The 23,128-nt window shown below is 36.5% G+C and carries 20 protein-coding genes; 7 read left to right on the forward strand and 13 right to left on the reverse strand.

The genetic code is table 11. The features are described 5' to 3' along the window. Window positions 1–103: 103 nt before the first annotated feature. Window positions 104–550, reverse strand: a complete 447-nt coding sequence (msrB, locus tag VQ048_RS10160; protein ID WP_327611581.1) for a peptide-methionine (R)-S-oxide reductase MsrB — start codon at window positions 548–550, stop codon at window positions 104–106. A 136-nt stretch (window positions 551–686) separates the two neighbouring features. Beyond that, the gene (locus VQ048_RS10165) at window positions 687–2,000 is read right to left on the reverse strand and encodes a serine hydrolase domain-containing protein (RefSeq protein ID WP_327611582.1); all 1,314 of its coding nucleotides are present in this window, start codon (window positions 1,998–2,000) and stop codon (window positions 687–689) included. Between the two features lie 173 nt (window positions 2,001–2,173). Between VQ048_RS10165 and VQ048_RS10170 the strand changes: the two genes are divergently transcribed. Both VQ048_RS10170 and VQ048_RS10175 read left to right on the forward strand, forming a co-directional pair. Next, window positions 2,174–3,418 (forward strand): DUF445 domain-containing protein, encoded by a 1,245-nt coding sequence (locus tag VQ048_RS10170; RefSeq protein ID WP_327611583.1) that lies wholly within the window; start codon window positions 2,174–2,176, stop codon window positions 3,416–3,418. A 9-nt stretch (window positions 3,419–3,427) separates the two neighbouring features. Continuing rightward, a complete protein-coding gene (locus VQ048_RS10175; RefSeq protein WP_327611584.1) occupies window positions 3,428–3,859 on the forward strand; it encodes a nucleoside deaminase in 432 nt (143 codons plus the stop codon). On the opposite strand, the gene VQ048_RS10180 is transcribed toward VQ048_RS10175, so the two are convergent. Genes VQ048_RS10180 through VQ048_RS10190 form a run of 3 tightly spaced genes read right to left on the reverse strand, consistent with a single transcriptional unit; the run spans window position 3,856 to window position 7,230 of the window. Further along, window positions 3,856–4,608: a Rossmann-fold NAD(P)-binding domain-containing protein gene (locus tag VQ048_RS10180; protein WP_327611585.1), complete on the reverse strand. Its 753-nt coding sequence runs from the start codon at window positions 4,606–4,608 to the stop codon at window positions 3,856–3,858. The genes VQ048_RS10175 and VQ048_RS10180 overlap by 4 nt on opposite strands. Next, window positions 4,608–5,366 (reverse strand): type III pantothenate kinase, encoded by a 759-nt coding sequence (locus VQ048_RS10185; RefSeq protein WP_327611586.1) that lies wholly within the window; start codon window positions 5,364–5,366, stop codon window positions 4,608–4,610. The genes VQ048_RS10180 and VQ048_RS10185 overlap by 1 nt, the downstream gene beginning before the upstream one ends. A gap of 4 nt (window positions 5,367–5,370) precedes the next feature. Next, window positions 5,371–7,230, reverse strand: a complete 1,860-nt coding sequence (locus VQ048_RS10190) for a M1 family metallopeptidase (protein ID WP_327611587.1) — start codon at window positions 7,228–7,230, stop codon at window positions 5,371–5,373. Window positions 7,231–7,351: 121 nt separating this feature from the next. Between VQ048_RS10190 and VQ048_RS10195 the strand changes: the two genes are divergently transcribed. After that, the gene (locus tag VQ048_RS10195; protein ID WP_327611588.1) at window positions 7,352–8,734 is read left to right on the forward strand and encodes an aspartate kinase; all 1,383 of its coding nucleotides are present in this window, start codon (window positions 7,352–7,354) and stop codon (window positions 8,732–8,734) included. Window positions 8,735–8,763: 29 nt separating this feature from the next. Here VQ048_RS10195 and scpA read toward each other — a convergent pair whose 3' ends face one another. Together scpA and VQ048_RS10205 are read right to left on the reverse strand one after the other, a co-directional pair. Continuing rightward, entirely contained in the window at window positions 8,764–10,899 is a 2,136-nt protein-coding gene (scpA, locus tag VQ048_RS10200; protein WP_327611589.1) for a methylmalonyl-CoA mutase, read from the reverse strand. 372 nt (window positions 10,900–11,271) lie between these two features. Continuing rightward, window positions 11,272–11,601 carry a DMT family transporter gene (locus VQ048_RS10205; RefSeq protein ID WP_327611590.1) on the reverse strand — a complete coding sequence of 110 codons (330 nt, stop codon included), beginning with the start codon at window positions 11,599–11,601 and terminating at the stop codon, window positions 11,272–11,274. Window positions 11,602–11,748: 147 nt separating this feature from the next. Here VQ048_RS10205 and VQ048_RS10210 point away from each other — a divergent pair, with 147 nt between their 5' ends. Then, a complete protein-coding gene (locus VQ048_RS10210; RefSeq protein ID WP_327611591.1) occupies window positions 11,749–12,117 on the forward strand; it encodes a hypothetical protein in 369 nt (122 codons plus the stop codon). A gap of 433 nt (window positions 12,118–12,550) precedes the next feature. Here VQ048_RS10210 and VQ048_RS10215 read toward each other — a convergent pair whose 3' ends face one another. The 5 genes from VQ048_RS10215 to VQ048_RS10235 all read right to left on the reverse strand — a co-directional run bounded on the left by VQ048_RS10215 (window position 12,551) and on the right by VQ048_RS10235 (window position 15,017). After that, a complete protein-coding gene (locus tag VQ048_RS10215) occupies window positions 12,551–12,982 on the reverse strand; it encodes a hypothetical protein (protein ID WP_327611592.1) in 432 nt (143 codons plus the stop codon). Window positions 12,983–13,051: 69 nt separating this feature from the next. Next, window positions 13,052–13,339 carry a DUF6804 family protein gene (locus VQ048_RS10220; protein ID WP_229578586.1) on the reverse strand — a complete coding sequence of 96 codons (288 nt, stop codon included), beginning with the start codon at window positions 13,337–13,339 and terminating at the stop codon, window positions 13,052–13,054. A gap of 40 nt (window positions 13,340–13,379) precedes the next feature. After that, window positions 13,380–13,673 (reverse strand): YecR family lipoprotein, encoded by a 294-nt coding sequence (gene yecR / locus VQ048_RS10225; protein ID WP_052910422.1) that lies wholly within the window; start codon window positions 13,671–13,673, stop codon window positions 13,380–13,382. A 110-nt stretch (window positions 13,674–13,783) separates the two neighbouring features. Further along, window positions 13,784–14,236, reverse strand: coding sequence for a hypothetical protein (locus VQ048_RS10230; RefSeq protein ID WP_327611593.1), 453 nt, complete (start codon window positions 14,234–14,236; stop codon window positions 13,784–13,786). A gap of 91 nt (window positions 14,237–14,327) precedes the next feature. Then, window positions 14,328–15,017: a DUF805 domain-containing protein gene (locus VQ048_RS10235; protein WP_327611594.1), complete on the reverse strand. Its 690-nt coding sequence runs from the start codon at window positions 15,015–15,017 to the stop codon at window positions 14,328–14,330. A 133-nt stretch (window positions 15,018–15,150) separates the two neighbouring features. Between VQ048_RS10235 and VQ048_RS10240 the strand changes: the two genes are divergently transcribed. Further along, a complete protein-coding gene (locus tag VQ048_RS10240) occupies window positions 15,151–15,378 on the forward strand; it encodes a helix-turn-helix domain-containing protein (RefSeq protein ID WP_014938363.1) in 228 nt (75 codons plus the stop codon). A gap of 261 nt (window positions 15,379–15,639) precedes the next feature. Here the strand turns inward: VQ048_RS10240 and VQ048_RS10245 are convergent, their stop codons facing one another. Further along, a complete protein-coding gene (locus VQ048_RS10245) occupies window positions 15,640–16,026 on the reverse strand; it encodes a hypothetical protein (protein WP_154137488.1) in 387 nt (128 codons plus the stop codon). A gap of 617 nt (window positions 16,027–16,643) precedes the next feature. Here VQ048_RS10245 and VQ048_RS10250 point away from each other — a divergent pair. Continuing rightward, window positions 16,644–20,255: an AAA domain-containing protein gene (locus VQ048_RS10250; protein ID WP_327611595.1), complete on the forward strand. Its 3,612-nt coding sequence runs from the start codon at window positions 16,644–16,646 to the stop codon at window positions 20,253–20,255. 7 nt (window positions 20,256–20,262) lie between these two features. Next, window positions 20,263–23,100 carry an AAA family ATPase gene (locus tag VQ048_RS10255; RefSeq protein WP_327611596.1) on the forward strand — a complete coding sequence of 946 codons (2,838 nt, stop codon included), beginning with the start codon at window positions 20,263–20,265 and terminating at the stop codon, window positions 23,098–23,100. The last annotated feature ends 28 nt before the right edge of the window (window positions 23,101–23,128 follow it).

Genomic DNA, 23,128 nt, shown 5'->3' on the forward strand with positions numbered 1-23,128 from the left:
GTATTGTTAAGTTAAAAGATTGAACATGCAAAGATAAACGCTAAATTAAAACAAACCTTTAACAATCAATATTTTAACTTTATTTTAAAACCCTTTTAACGTTTTATTTAGCCTCTTCCGGCTCGAATTTAAGACTCACCGAATTCATGCAATAGCGCAACCCCGTAGGCTTCGGCCCATCGTCAAAAACATGCCCCAAATGCGCATCGCATCGAGAACAAACCACCTCCACCCGTTCCATGCCATGAGAAGAATCGCGGCGATAAGCCACACCGTTGGAGTCTGCCTCAAAAAAACTAGGCCACCCACAAGTCGAAGCAAATTTTTGAGTACTAGTAAATAAATGGTTGCCACACGCCGCACAATAATACTCGCCTTTTTCGTCAAACGAGTTATATTTCCCCGTAAACGGACGTTCCGTGTGCTGTTGCCGGGCCACGGCATAAAGTTCCGGCGTTAAAACTTTTCGCCATTCTTCATCGGGCAAATTCAACTTGGAAGTCGCCGAAATAGAATAGTAAGGATTGGACGGTAAATGGCTTTCTTTCATATATCGGGATGGGAATTTCCGAAGACGGGGATTTCTCGGTACCTAACTTCAACTAAAACACTACTCTCCAAAGATAAACAAAAGTTTCAGACATACAACTCGTCCCCACTTTGGAGAATACCTTAATTAGGCACGGTTATTCTTTCGTAAATTTAATTCGTCTACCTCCTTGAAATAATATCATTGTTTTTTCAGTCGGATTAAACTCAAATTTTGCTCCTGCCTTGTCAAACTTAAATTTATCTTTGTCCGTTGCTTCAAGCGGAAATGAAGGCTGCCCTGTACCTTGGGCAATTAAAGTGTTTCTGTCTTTTGTGATTGTAATTTTCAAAGAAATTTGTTTAGAGGCATAAACTCCTAAATATTTATCCAAGTTTTCCGAAGTCAAGTCATAGGTTTTAAAGACAGGAAATTCATAAGCTTTGTCGTATATGATACTCAAAATTCCAATTGCAAAGTCGTTGTAAGGAAAACGTTCGCCATTAATAGAAAAACTGAGTCCTAAATTATCTTTTTCATTGTAAGAAACAATTGACCGGGTACCATAAGTAGAGCCTCCGTGTCCATAGGAAATATGCTCATAAAATGGCATAAGCATTAACCCCCTTCCAAAAGTTTCTTTCTTTCTATAGTCAGGTTTCATCTGCTTAATACTTTGTTTCTTCAAAATTTTATAGTGAAATAAATGATAAAGAAATATGTTCAGGTCTTTTGTAGTTGAAGCTATATCACCAACTCCTATAATATTTGAAAACTCAAAATCTGTAATTTTTTCCCATTTTTCATTGTAACCATAAGATGGGAAAATGTTTTTCGTTTTAGAGGTTATTGATTGTAAATTTTTCAGCCCCAAAGGTTGTGCAATTTCTGTTTCGACAATTGTTGAATAATCTTTTTTGAAAAGGATTTCAACAATTTTTGTAAGTAGAAAATAAGCTGAATTAGAATAACTAACTTTTTCGTTTGGTTGAAATGAAACCCCTTGTTTAATGATTTCATCAAAAATTTCTTTTTCCGTAACTTTTTTTGCCAGCCAAGTTATGCTATCATTTTTCTTCGTATAATCACCTAAACCACTGGTATGTTCCAGCATATTTTTGATGGTGATTTTATCAGCGTTTGGAATGTTTGGATAAAACTTCGATAATTTGTCCTCTAATTGCAACTTATTACTTTCAATAAGCTTAAATACCAAAGTTGCTGTAATTATTTTGGTTATTGAGCCTATTTGATATTTTGTACCCGTATTATAATCAATGTCTGTGAGATTTGATTGCCCAAAGCTTCTGCTGTAAACTTCTTTTCCGTCTTTAAAAATTGAAACACTTCCTATTCCCCTGTTATTGTTTTCGATATGACTGACAAAACTATCAATTTTTTGAATGTCAATATTCTGTGAAAAAACATTTAAACCAAATGATACAGTTATTACTGTCAAGATAAATTTCATTTTCGCCGGTTTCTATAATTATTGGTTTTATGGTGGTCATTGGTCTTATGACAAGCTGAAGCATTAAAATAATAACCGTAGCTCTTTGAAACAAAGACTCATCAAATCTCTTTACCCTCGCCTTTTTTGACCGAAAGTGATGTTTTTGAGCCAAATTTAATACTTTTGTTTCAATGAATCTTTCTCCCAAACAACGCCAGCTCCGAAAATACAAATGGGTCGCCACGGGACTTTTCGTCCTTATGGCTGCTATTTTCGTCGTGACAACCCTCATGCAAAAAAATCATTCCGCCCATTGGATTGGCTATGTAAAAGCGTTTTCGGAAGCTGCCATGGTAGGGGCCTTAGCCGACTGGTTTGCCGTAACAGCCCTATTCCACCATCCGATGGGACTAAAAATCCCACACACCAACCTCATCCAAAAAAAGAAAGAAAAAATCGGGGACAACCTCGGTAACTTCGTCCTCGAAAATTTTCTCACTCCGCAAAACCTACGCCCTTACATCCTAAAACTAAAAGCCGCTTCCCTCCTCGGCGAATGGCTCGCCAAAGAGAAAAACCAAAACCTCCTAATCGCAGAAGCCTCGGCTTTGGCCACCGACATTCTGAACAAAACAGACCACGCCACGGCCGTCCGTTTTATCACCCAACAAGCCCAAACATTTACCGAAGAGCTAAAACCCAACCTTATTTTGGCCAGCGGACTGAATTACCTTTTGGAGAACAACGACCATCAAAGGCTCATCACCCACCTCGCCCAACAATTAAAAATCCATCTCGCTCAAAATAAAGAAACCGTACGAAAACGCGTCGAAAAAGAAAGTTTCATCCTGATTCCCAAACTCATCGATCATGCTCTAGCCGATAAAATCACCCAAGGCCTTGCAGACTATTTCGACGAAATACAACACCAGTCCTTCCATCCCGTAAGGGAAGAGATCACCCAAAAACTTCGCGAATTTTCCGAAGAATTAAAAACCCTGCCACGCTGGGAAAAAGAACTGCAAACCCTAAAAGAAAATTTCTTGAACGAAGAAGTCTTTAACCGTTACGCAAACGACCTCTGGATTTCCCTTAAATCTAACCTTATAAACGCTTTGACTCTGTCGGATTCCCCCCTTAAAAAACATCTGAAACAAAACCTAAGCGAACTGGCTCAAAAATTACAAAACGACGAAAAACTGCAATATAAAATCGACCACTGGGTTCGGGTGAACACCTACAAACACCTGCTAAAAAACACCCACCGTTTTGCCAACCTCATCCGTTCCACCGTAGGCAATTGGGAAGGCAGGGAACTCTCCGACAAACTGGAACTCGAAGTCGGCAAAGACCTCCAATTCATCCGCATCAACGGAACACTCGTCGGCGGACTGGTCGGGCTGGTCATCTACACTCTCACTCATTTTTTCATCTAAATCCAAAATATGTTTACCGACGATTATTTCATGAAAATGGCATTGCAAGAAGCCCATGCCGCCAAAGGAAAAGACGAAGTCCCGGTAGGATGCCTAATCGTCTCCAACCACCGAATCATTGCCCGAGCCCACAACCTCACCGAAGCACTCAACGACGTTACCGCCCATGCCGAAATGCAGGCCATTACTGCCGCCGCCAATTTTTTGGGAGGAAAATACCTTCAAAACTGCACCCTCTATGTCACCCTGGAACCTTGCGTGATGTGTGCCGGTGCTCTGAATTGGTCCCAAATCTCAAAAGTGGTGATTGGTGCAAGAGACCCGCAAAGAGGATTCCTCAATAAAAACCTCTCCCTCCACCCCAAAACCCAAATCGTACAAGGCGTATTAGAAGAAGAGTGTTCGGCACTCATCAAAGCTTTTTTTAAAGAAAAACGCTAAAACAAAGACGGATTTGGTTTTTGGAATTCATACCCGAATTCCCGTAGTTTTTCGGAAGAAACCACCTTAGATTCCAACGGCTCAACAGGCCGAGAAAACCTCTTGGTCTGAACTTCAAAGACCTCCTTTTTGGAAGGATGCAAAGGTGCTACCACATTCCAAACTCCACCACTTAAACCACAGTTAATCAGATGATTAACTACCCCTATAACGTCCAAATAATGGACATGATTCACCCGATGAAGCGAGTTCGGAATAAGTCGATCACGGTAAATTTCGGAAAACCGACGCTCATCCCCCATAAGCCCTCCCAAACGCAATACCGCCACATCAGGAAACACCGAACGATAATAAGTTTCCGCCATTAAAATAGGAGAGGCCAATTCGTCCTGAGACTCCTCCGTAAAAACCCCAGCCCGATCAGGATAAATCCCAACCGAACTAAACAAAATCACACGCACCCGATCCGAAGCCACCAAAGCCGAGGCTCTACGATGCCGTTCCAAGCTAAATTCCCGATTGGAAACCGGCAAGCTGTACACCACCGCATCGCAATCCGAAAAAGCCGCCTTCAGAGGTTCATCAACTTGTTCTTTTTCAAAATCAATTCTAAAAACCGACGAACAAAAAGAATGCAAAAACGCCACCCGATCTTCCCCTCGCACCGTAGCCACTACATCGCCGTCTTTAGAAAAGAAACAAGCCAGCCGTTCCCCCAGCCAACCGCATCCGACAATCCCCAGTTTCATTAAAGCGATTTTCCCAAACAATAAAGCCCTTTAAGCGTATGCAAACGATCCGCCACATGAATTTTATCCGTCAGTGGTTTATACACATGAGAAACCCCTCCCGTGGCAATCACAAAACATTCGTCCTGAATCTCCTCGTTAATCCGATCAATAAACCCTTCCACCATGCCCAAAAAGCCATAAACCATACCACTCTGCATGCAACTCACCGTATCCAAACCCAAAACCGATTTCGGCTTAATCAATTCGATTTCGGGAAGCTGAGCCGTCTGCCCCACCAGCGAATTAAGCGACGTGATAATCCCCGGCGCAATAATCACCCCCATCGTTTCGCCATTCTCCGCCAGACAACTGGCCGTAAGTGCCGTCCCAAAATCCAAAATGATTTTTTTCCCCTCGGGATACCAATGAGCCGCCGCCACCAAATTGGCGTAAATATCCGTCCCCATCTGTTTGGACTTAGCCTGAACACGCGAAGGCGTATTCCGATCGACCAATACAGGCGTCTTCCCGTGAAGTTTCTTCACCGCACGAACCACATCCATCGTAATCTGAGGAACCACCGACCCCACAATAATACGGTCAATCTCCGACGCATCTATCCCCTGCGTCTGGTAAAGCATGCTGAATTGTAAAATAAGTTCGTCACTGGTCTTATAAGGTTTCGTATTCGTAATCCAAGAAACCTCGCATTCCTCCCCATTAAACAACCCAAAACGAACATTGGTATTTCCGATATTAATGACTATAGCCTTCATTCGCCTATGGTTTTACCGAAGCATTAAATTCCATATAATTATCCGAAGGATTCACATCCGCCAATCGCTGGGAAAAATCAATGCCCAAAGCCGAAATTTCGTCCTTGGTAAACGGAATCTTAAACACGTACTTCTTCTGCGTCCACGGCCAATAAGGTAACGTGGTAAAAGTCCCATAAATATCATCGGATTTCCACACTCTGGTCATGTTCAGCGGAATTTGAAAATTAACAATGCGACCGTCCTTGGTTAAAACACTAAAATCAATCGGCATCGGCACCGTCCCGTTATTAACCAAAGTCACCGTAGTGGCCCCGTCGCCAAATTCCACATTTTTTATCGCATAGTCAATGGTCTTGGTTGTATTAATCCAATAATGAAAAAACCATTTCAAATCCATCCCCGAAACCTTTTGGGCAATGTGAAGAAAATCCCGATCCGAAGGATGCTTCATTTTCCACTGATTAAAAAACTCTTTCATAATCAATTGCATATTGCGCTCCCCAACAATATACCCCAACTGCACCAAAAACAACTCCCCTTTGGTGTAACTGGCCACCGAATACGCGCGCCCGTCATCGTGATGGTCCGCCAACCAAACCGCCGGAGTTTCTTTTCCCGTTTTTGTAAAGTTGACATATGAAGCAATGCTGGAAACAAACGGATTAGGCTCCGGCTGCTCCGGAGGAAACAACTGATGCATCACAAGCGACTCCGCATAACTCGTAAACCCTTCGTCAATCCAAGGCCTCATACTCTCATTACTGGCCAACATCTGCTGAAACCAAGAATGCGCCCCTTCATGAACCATTAGCCCCACCAAACCTTTAAAACTTCTTCCCTGACCGAGAATCATCGTACACATGCCGTACTCCATACCGCCGTCACCCCCTTGGATAAAGGCGTAGGAAGGGTATTCATAACGTCCGAAAGTAGCGTTCATAATCTGAAAAAAACGAGCCACGTAAGGCTTGCTTTCTTCCCAAAAAGCGGTTTGCTCATTTTTTTGATAAACGTAATAAATCTTGGGACCATCAAGCACCGTAAATTCCTCTACCGTATAATCCCGATCCGCCGCCCAAGCAAAGTCCAGTAAATTTTTTGCCGTCCAATGCCACGTAGCTTTGCCTTCCGAATCCGTCTTCACCTGTGCACCGGAAGTATACCCTTTCACTTCCGAAGGATTTTGCAATACTCCGCCGGCCCCGATCACATAATCGCCGTCGATCTTGATGCTAACCTCATAATCCGAAAAAGGAGCATGAAACTCCCGCCCAATATAATCAAACGTATGCCAACCCTCGTAATCGTATTCCGCCAGTTTGGGATACCATTGCGTCATCGTCATATCAATGCCCTCACGGTTGTTTCGCCCACTGCGCCGAATCTGCATCGGAATCACGGCATCCCACTCCATCGTGAATGTCGTAATTCCCTTAGGCTTCAGTGGCTCCGCAAGTTCAACTTTCATAATGGTCTCCTGAACCTCAAATTTCAATTTTTTACCGTCCTGCCGTATCCAATGAATATTTTGCGCCCCTTCCTGATCCGGCGGAATCGCCGACAAACGCGAAACCCCGCCTTGCTGCAAACGACTGTCGCCATTAACCCCCTGACTCTGAACCCGCTGATCCATCATCGACCCCGGCTTAAAGGCATTCCAGTACAAATGAAAATAAACCACCCCAAGCTCGTCCGGCGAATGGTTGGTGTATGTAATGGTCTGCTTACCCTTATACGTAAAATTGGAAGCATCCACATCGATCTCCATCTGATATTTAGCAAATTGTTGATAATAAGGCTGCTTCTGCGCCTGAAGAGCAAAATAAAAACAAAAAAACAACAGGCCAAAAAGTTTATTCATAACAAAAAACAGTTTTAAAGCCCGAAAGTTAAGCATTTTTTAAAAAAGCCTCGTCCCTACTCCAATCCGTGAGTTCCAATTGACAGAACTTTCTTAATTTTGTCTGCTTAAACCCTTTACTATGCTCACGGTAGAAAAAATAGGAGGAACCTCCATGTCCCAGTTTCAAGACGTTCTAAAAAACATCATCATCGGCTCACGTCAAGCCGACGAAAAGTACAACCGAATTTTTGTCGTATCAGCCTACAACCACGTCACCAACTGGCTATTGGAACATAAAAAAACCGGAGAACCCGGCATTTACAATAAATTTCTGAAAGGCGAAGATTACAAATCCGCTTTGGACGAGCTGTACCAAAAATTATTGCTCATCAACGAAGGATTCGAAGCCATAGGCCTCAACCTAAACGAAGCCGCAGAGTTTCTGAAATTCCGAATCAACCAAGCCAAAACCATGCTCCACAGCCTAAGTAACGTCATGGCCTCAGGCTACGTCAATGCCAAAGACATTCATCTGGCCGCCCGCGAAATACTCGCCTCCATCGGCGAAGCCCACTCGGGTTGGAATTCCACCAACATCCTCAACAACAACGGCATCAATGCCCGCTTTATCGACCTCTGCGGTTTCAACGACAACGACCCCCTCACCATAGACGAACGCATCCACAAAGAACTGGAAAACATCGACTTCAGCAACGTCGTATGCATCGCCACCGGCTACACCAAAGGAACCGAAGGCATCATGCGCGCTTTCGACCGAGGCTATTCGGAAGTGACCTTCAGTAAAATCGCCGTGGAAGTTCAAGCCACCGAAGCCATCATCCATAAAGAATTTCACCTCTCCAGCGCCGATCCCAAAATCGTAGGCGTAGAAAACAGCATCCCCGTCGGCCAAACCAACTACATCGTTGCCGACCAACTGGCAGACATCGGCATGGAAGCCATTCATCCCAAAGCCGCCAAACCCCTGGAAATGGCAGGCATTAACATCCGAATAAAAAATACCTTCGAACCCGAACACCCCGGAACACTAATTTCTAAAGATTACATCTCCCCCGAAAGCCGCATCGAAATCGTTTCCGGATCCAAAGAACTCCTCGCCATCGAGGTGCACGACCCCATGATGGTCGGCGAAGTCGGCTACGACCAACGCATCATGACGCATTTTCAAAATTTCGGGGTAAGTTACGTCCTGAAAGCCACCAACGCCAATTCCATCACCATGGTCGTATGGGACAATGCCAAAGCCAAAAAACTGCTGGCCGAACTCCAAAATCATTTTTACCAAATCAACGCCATGCCCGTTGCCATGGTCAGCGCCATGGGAACCAACATCGCCTCCACGGGATTTCTCTACCGAGCCACCAAAGCCCTCTACGAGAAAGACATCAACATCGAGTGCTACGCCCAGTCGCTCATGCAGGTTAACCTCCAGTTCGTTATCAAACGCGAACACTACGAAGAGGCTATAAAAGCCCTAAACGCCGCTCTTTGTCATAAATAAAATAAGCCTCCGGAATGGAGGCCTTTTTTTTAGAAACGCCCCTCAAGGTCTTTAAGCAAACGTTCCAAAACTTCACAAGCCGATGCCGGAAGATTCGTCCCCGGTCCGAAAATAAAATCAGCCCCATTGGCATAAAGAAAAGCATAATCCTGCCGAGGAATAACCCCGCCCACCACAATCAAAATATCCTCCGCCCCCAGTTTGGTCAACTCTTCCACCACCTGAGGAACCAAGGTCTTATGCCCCGCCGCCAGAGACGACACCCCTAAAACATGAACATCATTCTCCACCGCCTGACGCGCCACCTCTTGGGGCGTCTGAAACAAAGGCGCCACATCCACATCAAAGCCCATATCCGCAAACGCCGTAGCCACCACCTTCGCCCCACGGTCGTGCCCATCCTGCCCCATCTTAGCCACCATCATCCGAGGACGACGCCCTTCTTCTTCTTCAAACTGATGCGCCATCTTTTGCGCTTTCTCAAAATCTTTATTTTTTCCCGAATTCATAGCATAGACCCCCGATATGGTTTTGATGTTAGCCCGATAACGACCGAAAACCTCTTCCAAAACTTCGCTCATTTCCCCCAATGTTACCCGCCTGCGCGCTGCTTCAACACAAAACTCCAACAAATTACCCTCTCCAGAACGCGCACAATGCCTCAACCTCGAAAGAATCTCTTCCACCCCTGCCGCATCCCGAGCCGCCTTCACCCTCGCCAACCGTTCAATCTGCTTCTTCCGAACCTGCGTATTATCAATACTCAAAATAGCCAAATCCTCCTGCTGTAACGAAGAACGAAAAGCATTAACCCCGATAATGAATTCTTCACCACTATCAATCTTAGCCTGTTTCACCGCTGCCGCTTCCTCGATCCTCATCTTCGGAATCCCCGCCTCAATCGCCTTGGTCATCCCGCCCTCTTTCTCCACCTCGTCGATATACCTTAGGGCTTCCTCAATCATCTGCCCCGTTAAAGCCTCCACCAAATAGCTCCCCCCCATAGGATCCACCACCCCACAAATCCCCGATTCTTGCTGAAGAATAATCTGCGTATTGCGGGCAATTTTGGCCGAGTAATCCGTCGGTAATGCGATCGCCTCGTCCAAAGCGTTAGTATGCAGCGACTGCGTCCCCCCCAAAGCCGAAGAAAGCGCCTCGATCGCCGTACGAGTAATATTATTAAAAGGCTCCTGCTCCGTTAAAGACCACCCCGACGTCTGCGAATGCGTACGCAAAGCCAAAGCCTTAGGATTGCTCGGATTAAAACGAGACAAAAGCTTCGCCCAAACATAACGCGCCGCCCTCATCTTGGCTATCTCCATAAAATGATTCATCCCAATAGCCCAAAAAAAAGACAATCTCGGAGCAAAATCGTCCACTTTCATCCCCGCCTTAATCCCCGTCCTAACATACTCCAACCCATCCGCCAACGTATAAGCCATCTCCAAAACCGGCGTTGCCCCAGCCTCCTGCATATGATACCCCGAAATCGAAATGGAGTTGAATTTAGGAATGAAACGGGATGTATATGAAAAAATATCCGCAATAATCCGCATCGAAGGTTCCGGAGGATAAATGTACGTATTGCGCACCATAAACTCTTTAAGGATATCGTTCTGTATCGTCCCCGAAAGCTTCTCCTGAGAAACCCCTTGCTCTTCCGCCGCCACAATATAAAAAGCCAAAATAGGAAGCACCGCCCCATTCATCGTCATAGACACCGAAATCTCATCCAATGGAATACCGTCAAAAAGAATCTTCATGTCCTCCACCGAATCAATTGCCACCCCAGCCTTCCCCACATCGCCCACAACCCGCTCATGATCGGAATCGTACCCCCTGTGCGTGGCCAAATCAAACGCCACCGAAAGCCCCTTTTGCCCTGCTTCCAAATTCCGCTTATAAAACGCATTGGACTCCTCCGCCGTAGAAAATCCCGCGTACTGACGAATCGTCCAAGGCTTCTGAACATACATCGTAGAATAAGGCCCTCGAAGGTAAGGCGCCTGCCCCGCAATACCCGCCGAAACCACCGCCCCATTCGCATCCGATGAGTCATAAGCCGACTTCATCTCCATTCCGTCCTTAACAAAAAAGTAAGGCTCCCCTTTCTGGAAATCCAAGAAAAAATCCGGTTGACTGTTTTGAATCTTACGGCGCATCGAAAATTAATTTTAACTTTAGTAAAGTTAACGAATTTTATAGTATCCTAAGTATTTTTCCCCCTCCCCTGCCCAAAATTTCCAAACAATCAAACCACAAAACCCAAAATTTTACAACACTTCCGAAAGCAACTTCGGTGTAGCTTCCGTACTGATTTCAGGAAAAAAAGACGCCGTATTAATCGACACGCAATTCACATTGGCCGATGCCGAAACCAGTGCAAAAAAAGAAAAACCCTTTATGGTTTTTTACGGTAACAAAAAAGAAAACCGCAAATAATCATCCTGTCGTGCATCTTAAAAACAGTTTAGCTTCAATGTGGTTAAGTCTATGGCTTTTTACTACTGAAAAATGGATTATCATCCCCTGTTTTATTTCTTTCCGTAAATATTGCATATTATGGTACCGACTAAAATTAATAAAATTCCCAATACTGTAGGTAAGTTTAACTTTTGATCAAATATAATGTATCCTATCAAAGAAAGTATGACTATACCCACCCCCGACCATATGGCATACGAAATTCCTAATGGTATGGAACGAAGTGCTAACGCTAAACAATAGAATGAAATAATGTAACATACAATACTTATTACTGATGAAAACAAATTCCTAAACCCATTTGAAACCTTTAAGAAAGAGGTTGCTATTATTTCAAACACAATAGCCGTAAACAATATAATCCAATTTTTATCAAACATTTCAATAGAGCAAAATAAAAAAGAACTTAAGCGGATCAAAATATTTTTGAAGTTGCAAAAAAACTTCTTACGGGCTTAAACTTAAAACTATTTTCACAAATCACCATAAAAATTAGCCGAGAAATTTTTGAAAAAACTATTTCCCAAGTGTCACGGCCTATGACGCCTAAAACCGTCGTACGCCACATCAATGATGTATTCGGAACAACGTTCAACCCTTGGATGGCCGATGCCCAAACCAACGAAGCCAGAAAAAAATGGCTAAACGCATTGGAAGAAATTTCAAAGCTAAATCCCGAAATTGTCATTTCCGCGCACGCCGACCCTCAGTCAGAATTCATCCTCCGGGCGGTAGAACACATCAAAAACTACATTCTCTTCCACGAAGAAGCCTTAAAAACACATAAAACCTCCAACGAATTGATTCAAGCCATCAAAAACCAATACCCAAACCTGGCCTTTGAATCCGCATTAATCCTCGGAGCCAAAGTAAATACCGGCGAAATGAAATGGTAAAAAAGAAGTTATAAAACCTCCTCCTAATTTTAGATCATCAAGAAAGAGAGGCGGCTTAAATGGCCGTCTTTCTTTTTTCGCTAAAAAAAGCGACTTAATCCAACTTTATTGGGCATTATTAAGCGGCTTTGCAAGCAGTTTATTCTATCCGATGAGCATTAGAATCAACGAATACTTCGACAAAATATGCTTTTCACTCCTGCAAGAATACCCTCACCCCTCTCAAAAAACCGAGTTAAAACAATAGATTAAGAGTATGAAAGATGTTAAGTGATAAGGTAACTTACCGCTATAGAGCTATAAAACAAAAAAGACCTACATTTCTGTAAGTCTTTTTGCTCCTCCTGCTGGGCTCGAACTTTATATTTTTACATTTTGATATTTAATGTCTTTCATTTTTTTCTGAATTAGGGTATGCCTAAAAGTATGCCTTTTAGTCTGAAATTTCTTCTAGAACATTAGATTTTATTTCTTCTAAAGAAGATGAGTTGCTATAGATTACAAGTAAGCTATTAGGTTTCTTTAAAACTAGAAATAGTTGTATTTCTCCTGCATAATATTCATATAAATCATAATTGAGATGTACCTTATAGGTAGCAAGGGAATACTTGCACTTTAGAGTATTTTTAATCTCCTCAATAGCATCTATTCCAATATGAAAGAAAGTCAAGATGACAGCCTCTAGTCTATCCCAGTAGAATATTAATTCAGTTCTATTAGGCTTTTGATTGAGAAACTCCTTTGCTTCTCCTATATACAGATAGCTATCATAGTTAGGTACTCTTTCTATATCTAAAACTTCTAGTTCAAATTCCCAAGTTTCATAGTCTTGTCTTAATACAAAAGGTAAATTAAAATTTTCCATAGATTTTGATATAAAAAAACCACTCTAATTTGAGTGGTTATATTATTTTCTATATTGCCTTTGTAGAATTTATTTTTCATCTTTATGCTCCACTTTTAAGAGTATCAATAAAAAAATAGCCACCACAACATCTATGATGTTCCATAGAGTTCTTCCTAATGCAATTTTTATAAATGGTTGAAATAGTAAAGCCAAACTAATAAAAATAACAAGCAAGGTATGGTTGTTTCTATATTGATAAGCTAACATAGAAAAACATATTAGGGCAATAAATCTTACTAATTGATAATACCCATAGGGCATATCAAATAGACATAAAAGAAGTATTATAACAAGGAATATTTTTAGTACATTCATTTGTGCAACATACATTACCTTAAGTTCAATATAATTTTATTTAATCTAAGCACTGAACTTTATAAATAATTCTTCTTCTACCTGCCCCTATAGCTTGAGTAACTCCCGTGTCAAAAAAATCAGCTTCTTTATATCCCCAAGCTTTACATTTTTCTGATGCATTTTGTTTTGCCTTTTGCATATCAATCTTTACTCTAAAAGCAGCATCATACTCTGTAGCCAAAGTCAATGTACCATCTGATTTACTACCATCTATGATATATAAATCTTTTTTAACAGTACAGCTGGTAAATATAAGTGTTGGAATAACTAATGTTTTAATGATGTTTTTCATAGTAGTCTATTGTTTGATTTATTATTTTTAGTTTTACTTTCAAGAGTCTCTGTAGTAAAAATATTAAGAGTTAAATAAATGGGTTTTATAGTATAAGAGTAACAGGGTTACTACTTATTTTTATTTTGCTTTTTATATTTTAATAATTTCCATAACATAAATAGTAACAATAATATAGTTGATATTATCAAACTATTTTTCACAGCTTCTCCAATTTTTTCATAACTTTTGCTCTGTATAGAAAAAACACTTGTGTTCTGTTGCACATTTGGTTTTGGTAGTACTTCATTTTTGGGATTTTGAAGTTCAATTTTTTGTTTATGCTGTGCTTCTGCTTTTTTATTTTCTGCTTCTATTCTATCAGCTTCAATTTCCTCTTCAAAAATTTTTATAAACTGTAGCTCTTCTTGTGTTAAAGGTTGTGTTTTGGACTTCTTCTGTAAGCTCTCATATGCATTTCTTTTAGTTTTTTTATCAAGAAGATGAGGATTTCGTATTAAATACTCTTCCATTAGATCACCCATCCTAGGGTCATTAAAATTTACATATACTTTTTTTGCCATAATGTTATCTTTTTAGCTGTATTATTTGTTTGAGAAGAATTTTAATGGATAACCTTTTTAAAATCTCTATTCTAAAAGGGATAGAACTTGTTTAATTATTATTTTTTTTATTTTCTCTATTTAAGTAGAGATATACCAATCCTCCCACAATAATGAAACTAGCAATTGCACAGACATAGTTAAAATGAAATTCACTATAGGAATAACTATTAGCAGATGCCCTATCACCATCCCCATAATAATATATGGTCTCTCCCAAAATACAACCCAATAGTGTTGCTACAAATGTTCCAGTGACTGCTGAAAGTACTATGATTTCATCTGATGATAAATTAAGAGAATTAATCTTATTGATAAATTTCATCTGTTTTATCTTTTGAATAAACTTTGAGTAATTTCCATTCATTTTTTTTCCATTTAAAGGTTTATTAGGTGTTAATTGTATTTTATCTTTTGGATTCTCCCCATATTCATTAGCATTTGGTTCCCCTTCACCAAATATTAGCCATAGGGTATAAAATGGAATAAATTGATAAAAACCACTATTCCCTCTGTCATGACATCTTTTGGTATTTTGTGCTATAATAAACCAGAGTAATGGTATATATAATAGAAAGGTAAGAGTTAATAAATAAGTATTTTCTTCACTATCAGCTATATCTTGAATTAGAAATTCTTGATAGGAAGAAATAATTGAAAGCAATATGATGTAGATTATAAAACTAATTCCATACTCAGTTCTTCTAATTCTACCACTAAAAGAAAAAGGATTTTTAAACATAGTTATTAAATTTTATTAGTTGATTTAGTTCTAATTTCCCTCATTTCATGTAGAGTAGAAATTAAATATTGTCATATATGGCATTTAGTTAAGCAAATGTAAGGAGTAGTTTTGACTTGTCAAATAAGTCAAGTTGGAAAAAACTGAAATTCTTAAAAAAATAGGAAAAAAAGTTAAGGAGATGAGAGAATCTAAAGGGTTATCTCAAGTGGAACTAGTAGGTAAAATGCAAGGAGAAATAGACCCTACCAATATTTCTAGAATAGAATCAGGAAGAACCAATCCAACCATCTACACATTATATAGAATTGCAGAAGCCCTAGAAATTAAAATAAGTGATTTGGTAGATATAGAAAACTAATATCTGATATACTACTGTTACTGCTACAATTTGGCTATAATATTATATCTAGGAATATTATTTTTAGCTCAAAATCCCCTTTTTTTAAGTACATACTACACATACACACACATTAAGATTTTATTTTTTTACTAAAATCTCTAAAATTACTACCATAATAGGGAATAGATTGGTGGTTTAATAGAAAATAAATAATGAGTTCTAACTTATAGGTACTTACTTAGAAGTATGTAAAGTTAAAACTCATTACTATTGTAAAATCTAAAATGCTTGTTCTAGTTCATATTTACCATTTCTAGAAAAAGAATTTGAATTTGTTTCAAAGTTCTTTTCTATAGCAGGATTAGGAGACTTTTCTGGAACATATACATATCTATGCTCTAGTATTGTTACCTCTCCTGTTTCTCTATTAGTATACTCATAAGGCTCACAAGATTGTCTTTCTACAGAACCTGCCATTTCAGTCCCTATTAAAGCTTTACAAGTTTCTTCATCAAAGGTTGAAGTGATGTAGGCTTTTTTTGCAGTGGCATAATACTGCCCTGTAGTTTGGGATTGTACCATTTCTATACCACCTGAAATTTCTAGTGCAAAAAATTCTCTTCCATCTTCTGCTACTCTTTGTTTGTAATTGATAATTCTTACCATTGTTTTTGATTTTTGAGTTAAACTTTTTGATTTTATAAGTTGTAAGTAAGAATAATTTATTTCTACTGCTATCACCTAGAGAAATACAAAAAAGCATTACCACAACTTACTCTACACATTGAGTGATGTGCAAGAATAAGTGAGAGGGGTTTGGAGAGGTGAGAGATAAAAAATATTAGATAGGTAGATATTCTAGGAATAGAATATTAGTTTTGATGTTTTGTAAACTAATAATTAAAGCTAGATACTAATCTTTTAGAGAAGTAGCTAAACATCTATAATACCCTATGCATTCTATGTAGCTACTATAGATATAGCATTGAAGTATGATTAGACCTAGTTTGTTCCCTTATTTTATCCCCCTGAGAATAAAAGTTCTATTAACATTTTAAGGGTGGGGGTATTTAGATTTCTTAAATAAGGGAGGGGGTGTTTTGTGGGGACATTTACAAGTGTGTGTTTTTTTTATTGATTTTTTTTAGAATATATTTTTTTACATTTGACAGACATAGTTAAATTCAAAGAACTATTGAAAAATAGTCAAATAAGACACTGCAAATACTACTAAAATATATTTAGTAGAAAGATTTAAATAATGATAAGAGTAATATAGTTATATGACTAAAAGAGAGTTGAAAAATTGGTTAAAATATTATAGAGCATCTTTGATAGATGCATCTAGAGGTAATAAGTATTCATATTTAGGAGACCCTATTGTTAGAGATAATTTCAGTATTGAAGAACTATCTCAAGAAGAAACTAAATTAATATGGGATGAAAAAAATATGTATTCCTTTAAATTTGAAGAATATGTAACTGATCTAGACCAATTAGAAACTTTATATGATGAGGAAGAAGAAGGTTTTGAAGTTATCAATCTAGGCAAAGGAGGTAATGAAGTAAATTCTGTTAAATTTAATAAAATAGAAATAGCCCCCATTTTTATTCAAAATTCAAAAGAGCATACAGAATTTGAGGGTAATAATGAAATTCATTATCCCTATTGGATTCCAGCATATTTAAGACAAGATGGCAAACTATTCCCTCCAAAACAGGATGAGACACCAACATTTCTAAGAGAATATTTAAGTCCCAATCCTAAAGATAGTCCCACTATAGCTGAAATGAGTAAACTAGATTCTGAATTATCAAATTTTGAATTTAACAAGAATACATGGAAGCAGTATTGGAAAGATTGTGAGATATATTTTACAAAAGTAACAGATAAAAAATACACTGACTATCAGCAGCACATTGTAAAATTAAGGATATGTAAGTATGAAGATATTAATACCACAAAACATATTCTTTCCCTTTATAATGACCTTATCTTTAAGAATAAGGATTCTAACGCAAGTTACAATGTGCTAGAAAAGTTACTAGATACTGATGTTCCTCAAAAAATAAATGGCAGTAAAGAAATTGAAGATATTCTTATTCCTAATCATTATGGGCATATGGGGGAAGAATTTCCATTGTCTAAATCACAAAGAGAAGCATTTGCTAAATCACAATACAAAAATCACTCTGATATTTTTGCAATTAATGGTCCTCCAGGTACTGGTAAAACAACAATACTACAAAGTTTTATTGCGAATAGTCTAGTTAATGCGGTACTGAATGATGCAGTGCCTCCATTAATTGTGGGTTGTTCCACCAATAATCAAGCTATTACTAATATTTTGGATAGTATGAAGTTAGATAACAAAACTAATGACATACTACAGGAAAGATGGTTACCTGATGTATCTTCATTTGGATTGTACCTTACAGGAACGTCAAAAAGTGCAGAAGAATTAAAAAACTATCAATGTACTACGAGTCCATTTTTTAGTGATGGTTTTGTTTATCAGCTTGATAAAAATTTAGATATTGTAAAATATGAGAACTACATTATTAGTAAATTCTTGGAATATGTAAAAGAACAAAAACTCAACTATGATTTCTCGCAAGAAACCACTATTGATAAAGTAAAATCCTATTTAAAGTACCTTATAGATAATTGTAAAAAAGATATAGACAATTATGTAGATGTAGCACTTTTGAAATATACCATTCCAAGTTTTCTAAAATCATATCATTTTGAAAATGAAAATGATGTAATACAATCAATTGAAAACACAAAGCAGAATATTGGAAGAGCAAAACAACTTATTAGTTCCCTAGAAAGGTATAAAGTGCTTCTAGAAGAAAAGTATAAGAGCTTCCCATTTTATATAAAATATTTTCCTTTTTCTAGTTTCAAAAAGATTAAAGAAAATGCTTTTAAATTAGTGCTTCAAGAGCATTTGGATTTATATGCTACATCAACAAAATTTCATCATTATTTTGAAATTCAATCTACTACAGATGAGTTGATTTTAAATACACAAAAACAGCTTAAACAACTAAAAGATAAACTTTCGCAATTAGAAAAAATAATAGAAGAGTGTAGAATAAGACATCAAAAATATGCTCATAAACTACAATTATGGAATATTGAATATCAATACAAATGGAATAATTTAATAGAAAAAACTAAAGAAGAGTATCAAAACCTAAATGTAATTGAAGATATAGCTGTAAAATTAGATATTTCTTTAAGACATAAATTATTTTGGCTTTGTGTCCATTACAGAGAAGCAGAGTTTATAAAAGAACAGTTTGATAAAGAAACTAGCAAGTATGAAAGAAGTGCAAAACAATATAGAATAAGGCTTGAGAGATTAGCCAAAATAACCCCTCTTTTTATCTCTACTTTTCACACTTTACCAAAGTATTGTTCATACTATTCCCATTCAGAAGGAAATGTATTTTACAGCAACCTTTTTGATTTTATGATTGTAGATGAGGCAGGGCAAGTTTCTCCTGAAGTAGCAGTTCCTTCCTTTGTGTTTACAAAAAAGCTACTTACTGTGGGAGATATTCACCAAATTGAGCCTATTTGGGGTGTTTCAGAATCTGTAGATTATAAAAATGCTGAAAAATATGATATAATAGATAAAGAAGAATATTTTAAATTTCTCAAAGATTATGGCTATTTAGCTTCTAGTGGTAGTGTAATGAAATTATCATTATATAAATCCCATTTCACATATCAATCTAATAATGGAGAGGTTAAAGATGGTGTATTACTTAGAGAACACAGAAGATGTTTAGACCCAATTATACACTATTCTAATAAGTATGTATATCAAAATAGTTTAATTCTCAAAGGAGGAAAAAATCATACAAAAGCTCATAATCTTCCTAGTGTAGGCTATTTACATATTAATGGATTTTGTGAAAAATACCATTCAAGCAGTAGAAATATTGCAGAAGCTAATACCATTATTCAGTGGCTAAAAGATCAAAAAGAAACCTTAGAAAAAGCATATGATAAACCTTTACAGGATATTGTAGCTATAGTTACACCCTATTCAGCACAAAAAGACTACTTAAAAAGTCTAGTCAAAATCAACTTTTCTCAGGAACTCTCAGAATCTATGACTGTAGGTACTGTGCATGCTTTGCAAGGAGCAGAAAGACCAATTATCTTGTTTTCTCCAACCAATTCAGATCCTAAAAAGTCTTTGTTTATGAATTATGGCGGAAAAAGTAATATGCTAAATGTTGCAGTTACTAGAGCTAAACATTCTTTTTTAGTATTTGGTAATATGGTTATTTTTAAACAAGGTCAAAATACTCCTTCATCCAATTTAGCAGAGCTTTTATATACCTATTCAGATAATGATTTAGATGATACTTTTATTTTTTCAAAAAACACTTTATTCACTGATGATAAAGATAGAGTACATCATTTAACTACATTAGATGAACATAGAAATGCCTTAAAGAAATGCTTTAAAATTGCAACATCTGAGATTATTATTAGTTCTCCTTTTATTTCTATAAATGCTATTAATGATGATGGTGTTTCAGAACTTATTAAAGAGGCTATTAATAAAGATATTAAAGTAACTATACTCACAGATGAAAATCTGGACATGAAAGATGGAAAGCTAAAACCACATTCACTAAAGGGCAGAAAATTATTAGAAGAATCTGGAGCAAAATTGATTACATACAAAGGAATCCACAATAAGACTATTTGTGTAGATGACAAATTACTTATAGAAGGCTCTTTTAATTGGCTTTCTGCCTCTAGAAATGTAGAGAGTGAGTTTGCAAGAAAGGAGATATCATTGGTTCTACAAGGTGCTAATGTGCCTTCTAAAGTAGATAGAATAAAAGAAATGTTTAATTTGTAATAGACTTATGAATAAAGACTGGCTCATATTAGTTAAAAAATTTGATGTTGAAAGTGCTAGAATAAAGTTTGAAAATATTTGTGAGAGTCTTTTCAAAAGAATATATCCTAATAAAACAGTTAGGACAGTAAAAGTGAGTCAAGGAGATGGAGGAATTGATGTGTTTATTGGAGAAATAGGTATAGAACCAATAGATGTAATACAATGCAAGTTTTTTGTTGATGGAATAGATGAATCACAAAAGTCACAAATAAGAAATTCTTTCAAAACTGTAATTGAATCTGAAGAATATGAAGCAAAGAGTTGGACTTTATGCATTGTAAATACCCTTGATTTACAACAAAATAAGTGGTGGAGTTCTTGGAAAAGTAAAGTAGAAGTTAAATACAATCTATCTGATCAGTTTATAAAACTAAAAGATGGAAATGAACTAGTAGATTTACTAAAACAGTATAACTTATATAATAATGCTTTTGAGTTTGAAGACAGTATAAAGATAAATGAAATACACCAAGAAATTGTTAAAAGAAATTCTGTTCCTGATTTAGATATAAAAACCATATTAAAAAACTCTTCCTATGCACTATTAAAACAGGTTAGAAATTATATTGAAAATAAGACAAACACTCACATACAAAGAGCTGAAACAGAAGTAGTATATAATTGGATAAAAACTGATTTACCTGTCAATAAAAAAAATGTTTTGGTTTTAAAAGGAGAAAAAGGAGTTGGAAAGTCTGCAATTTTAAAAGATCTATATGAAAAATTAGATAAGGAAAACTATACAGTATTAGGTATTAAGGCAGATAAATTCTATTGTAAATCTATTTCTGAACTAGAAAGTAAGCTATTTGATAACCAGATAACTTTTGACAAAGTAATTAAAAGCCTACAAGAAAAGGAAGATAAAATAGTTGTACTAATAGACCAAATAGATGCTATGTCTCTTAGTTTATCATCTAGTAGAGAGTTTATAGAAACTTATATCAGGTTAATTTCTTCATTACAAGACAACAAGAACATAAGGATAATTCTATCATCTAGGTCTTATGATTTAAAATATGATGCAGAGTTAAGCATTTATAATTCTGATATTTATAAAACAATTACAGTAAATCTACTATCCATTGAGGATGTTAAGAAAACTCTTTCAGAGTTTAAAATAAACTGTGCTTCTACTAAGGTTTTAGAATTATTAAGAACTCCTAACCATTTGGATATCTACTGTAGAATATTTGAAAAAGGCACTAAAAAAGATATTGATACTATTTCAACATTAAAGGAATTATATGACCAACTTTGGAAGACATACATCTCTCCTAAAAGAGATTTAAATCTTAAAAACCTTATTTATACATTATCACAAAGAATGTATAATGAACAGAGAATTTCTGTAGGAAATATATATGAAGATGATTATTACTTAGAAGTACAATATCTAAGTTCTCATAACTTACTAGTTGAGTATAATAAAGAAATACAGTTCTTCCATCAAACCTTTTATGAATATTGCTTTGCTAAACAGTTTGTAGAAAATAAAGAAAATCTAGAGAATTACATTTTAGAAAATGAGCAAAGTTTATATGTGAGGTCTGTTATAAAAATGGTTTTGGAATATTTAAGAGAATATGATATAACTAGCTATCATATCACTATCAAAAATATCATAAACTCTAACAACTATAGATTTCATGTAAAATCTTTAATTATAGGTGAATTAGGTCTAATAAAAAATCCTAGTATAGTAGAAAAGGAAATAGTAGCTAATACCATTTTGAAGAATGAAGATTATGAAGATGTATTTGTTAGCTCCATATTTTCAGAAGCATGGGTTCAATTTTTTATTTCAACAGATATTCCTAAAGAATATTTTTTTATTCAGAATATAGATCAAGATGAAGAGAGCTTTAATCTTATAAAAGAAAAAAGATTCAATTACAATTGGCAGTTATTCAGAAATAATATGAATGAGTGTCCTCTTTTAATTCTTGAGTATTTAGATAAATTAGATTTTGAAAATAAGACCAATTTTATTGCTAGCTTAATCACATGTATTGATAATTGGACTAATCCCAATCTATTATTGTACTTTGAAAAATATATACCTTTCAAAAAAGAATCTAAAGAAAAAATGGACAATCTTTGGTTTTATGAAACTCTAAAAAAAATCTTCCCAGCAAATAAAGAGTATGGTTATGAAAAAATAGCTCAACCTATTCTATATTTATATAAAGACTATAAACTTGATTATACATTTGAACATTCTTTAAATAGTACAATTAAAGACTTTAATAAAATTTCTCCAAAAGAAACTTTTGAATTTCTCTTTAATCTCTATTATCAAATTTCAGAAAAAACCAAAGTTCCCTATTTCAACTATGAAAATATACCTTCTCCTCTATATAAAAGTTCAAGGTTATCAGATTCTACAAGGTCTTCCATATCACATGGAGAAAAAGATCTTAAGCATTATTTATATGAATTTATAGAAGGTAGTAACACTAAGTATATTACTAAGTTTTATGATGATTATAAGGATACTGATAATGTATCTATTCTTAAATTACTAGTAAAAGGACTAAATAATAATCCTAAAGTACATAAAGATAGAGCAATTGAATTAATAGAAATACTAAGCACAAAAAATGTATTTGCAGGAAATGATGATCATTTTCAACTTTACTTGAGAAAACTAATTAGTAATGTCTATGAATATCTTGATGATAATCAAACAAAATTTATTGAATCTGTTGTATTGAATATGTACGTCTTCAAACTAAATTGGACATTTTATAATAAATGTTTAAGGAGTATTTCAGGTTATAAACTTAATAATTTCTGTTGAAAATACAACTGTCTTCTTTTTCGGATTG

It is taken from the genome of Bergeyella anatis, from assembly GCF_036016955.1.
GTDB lineage: Bacteria > Bacteroidota > Bacteroidia > Flavobacteriales > Weeksellaceae > JAYWXI01.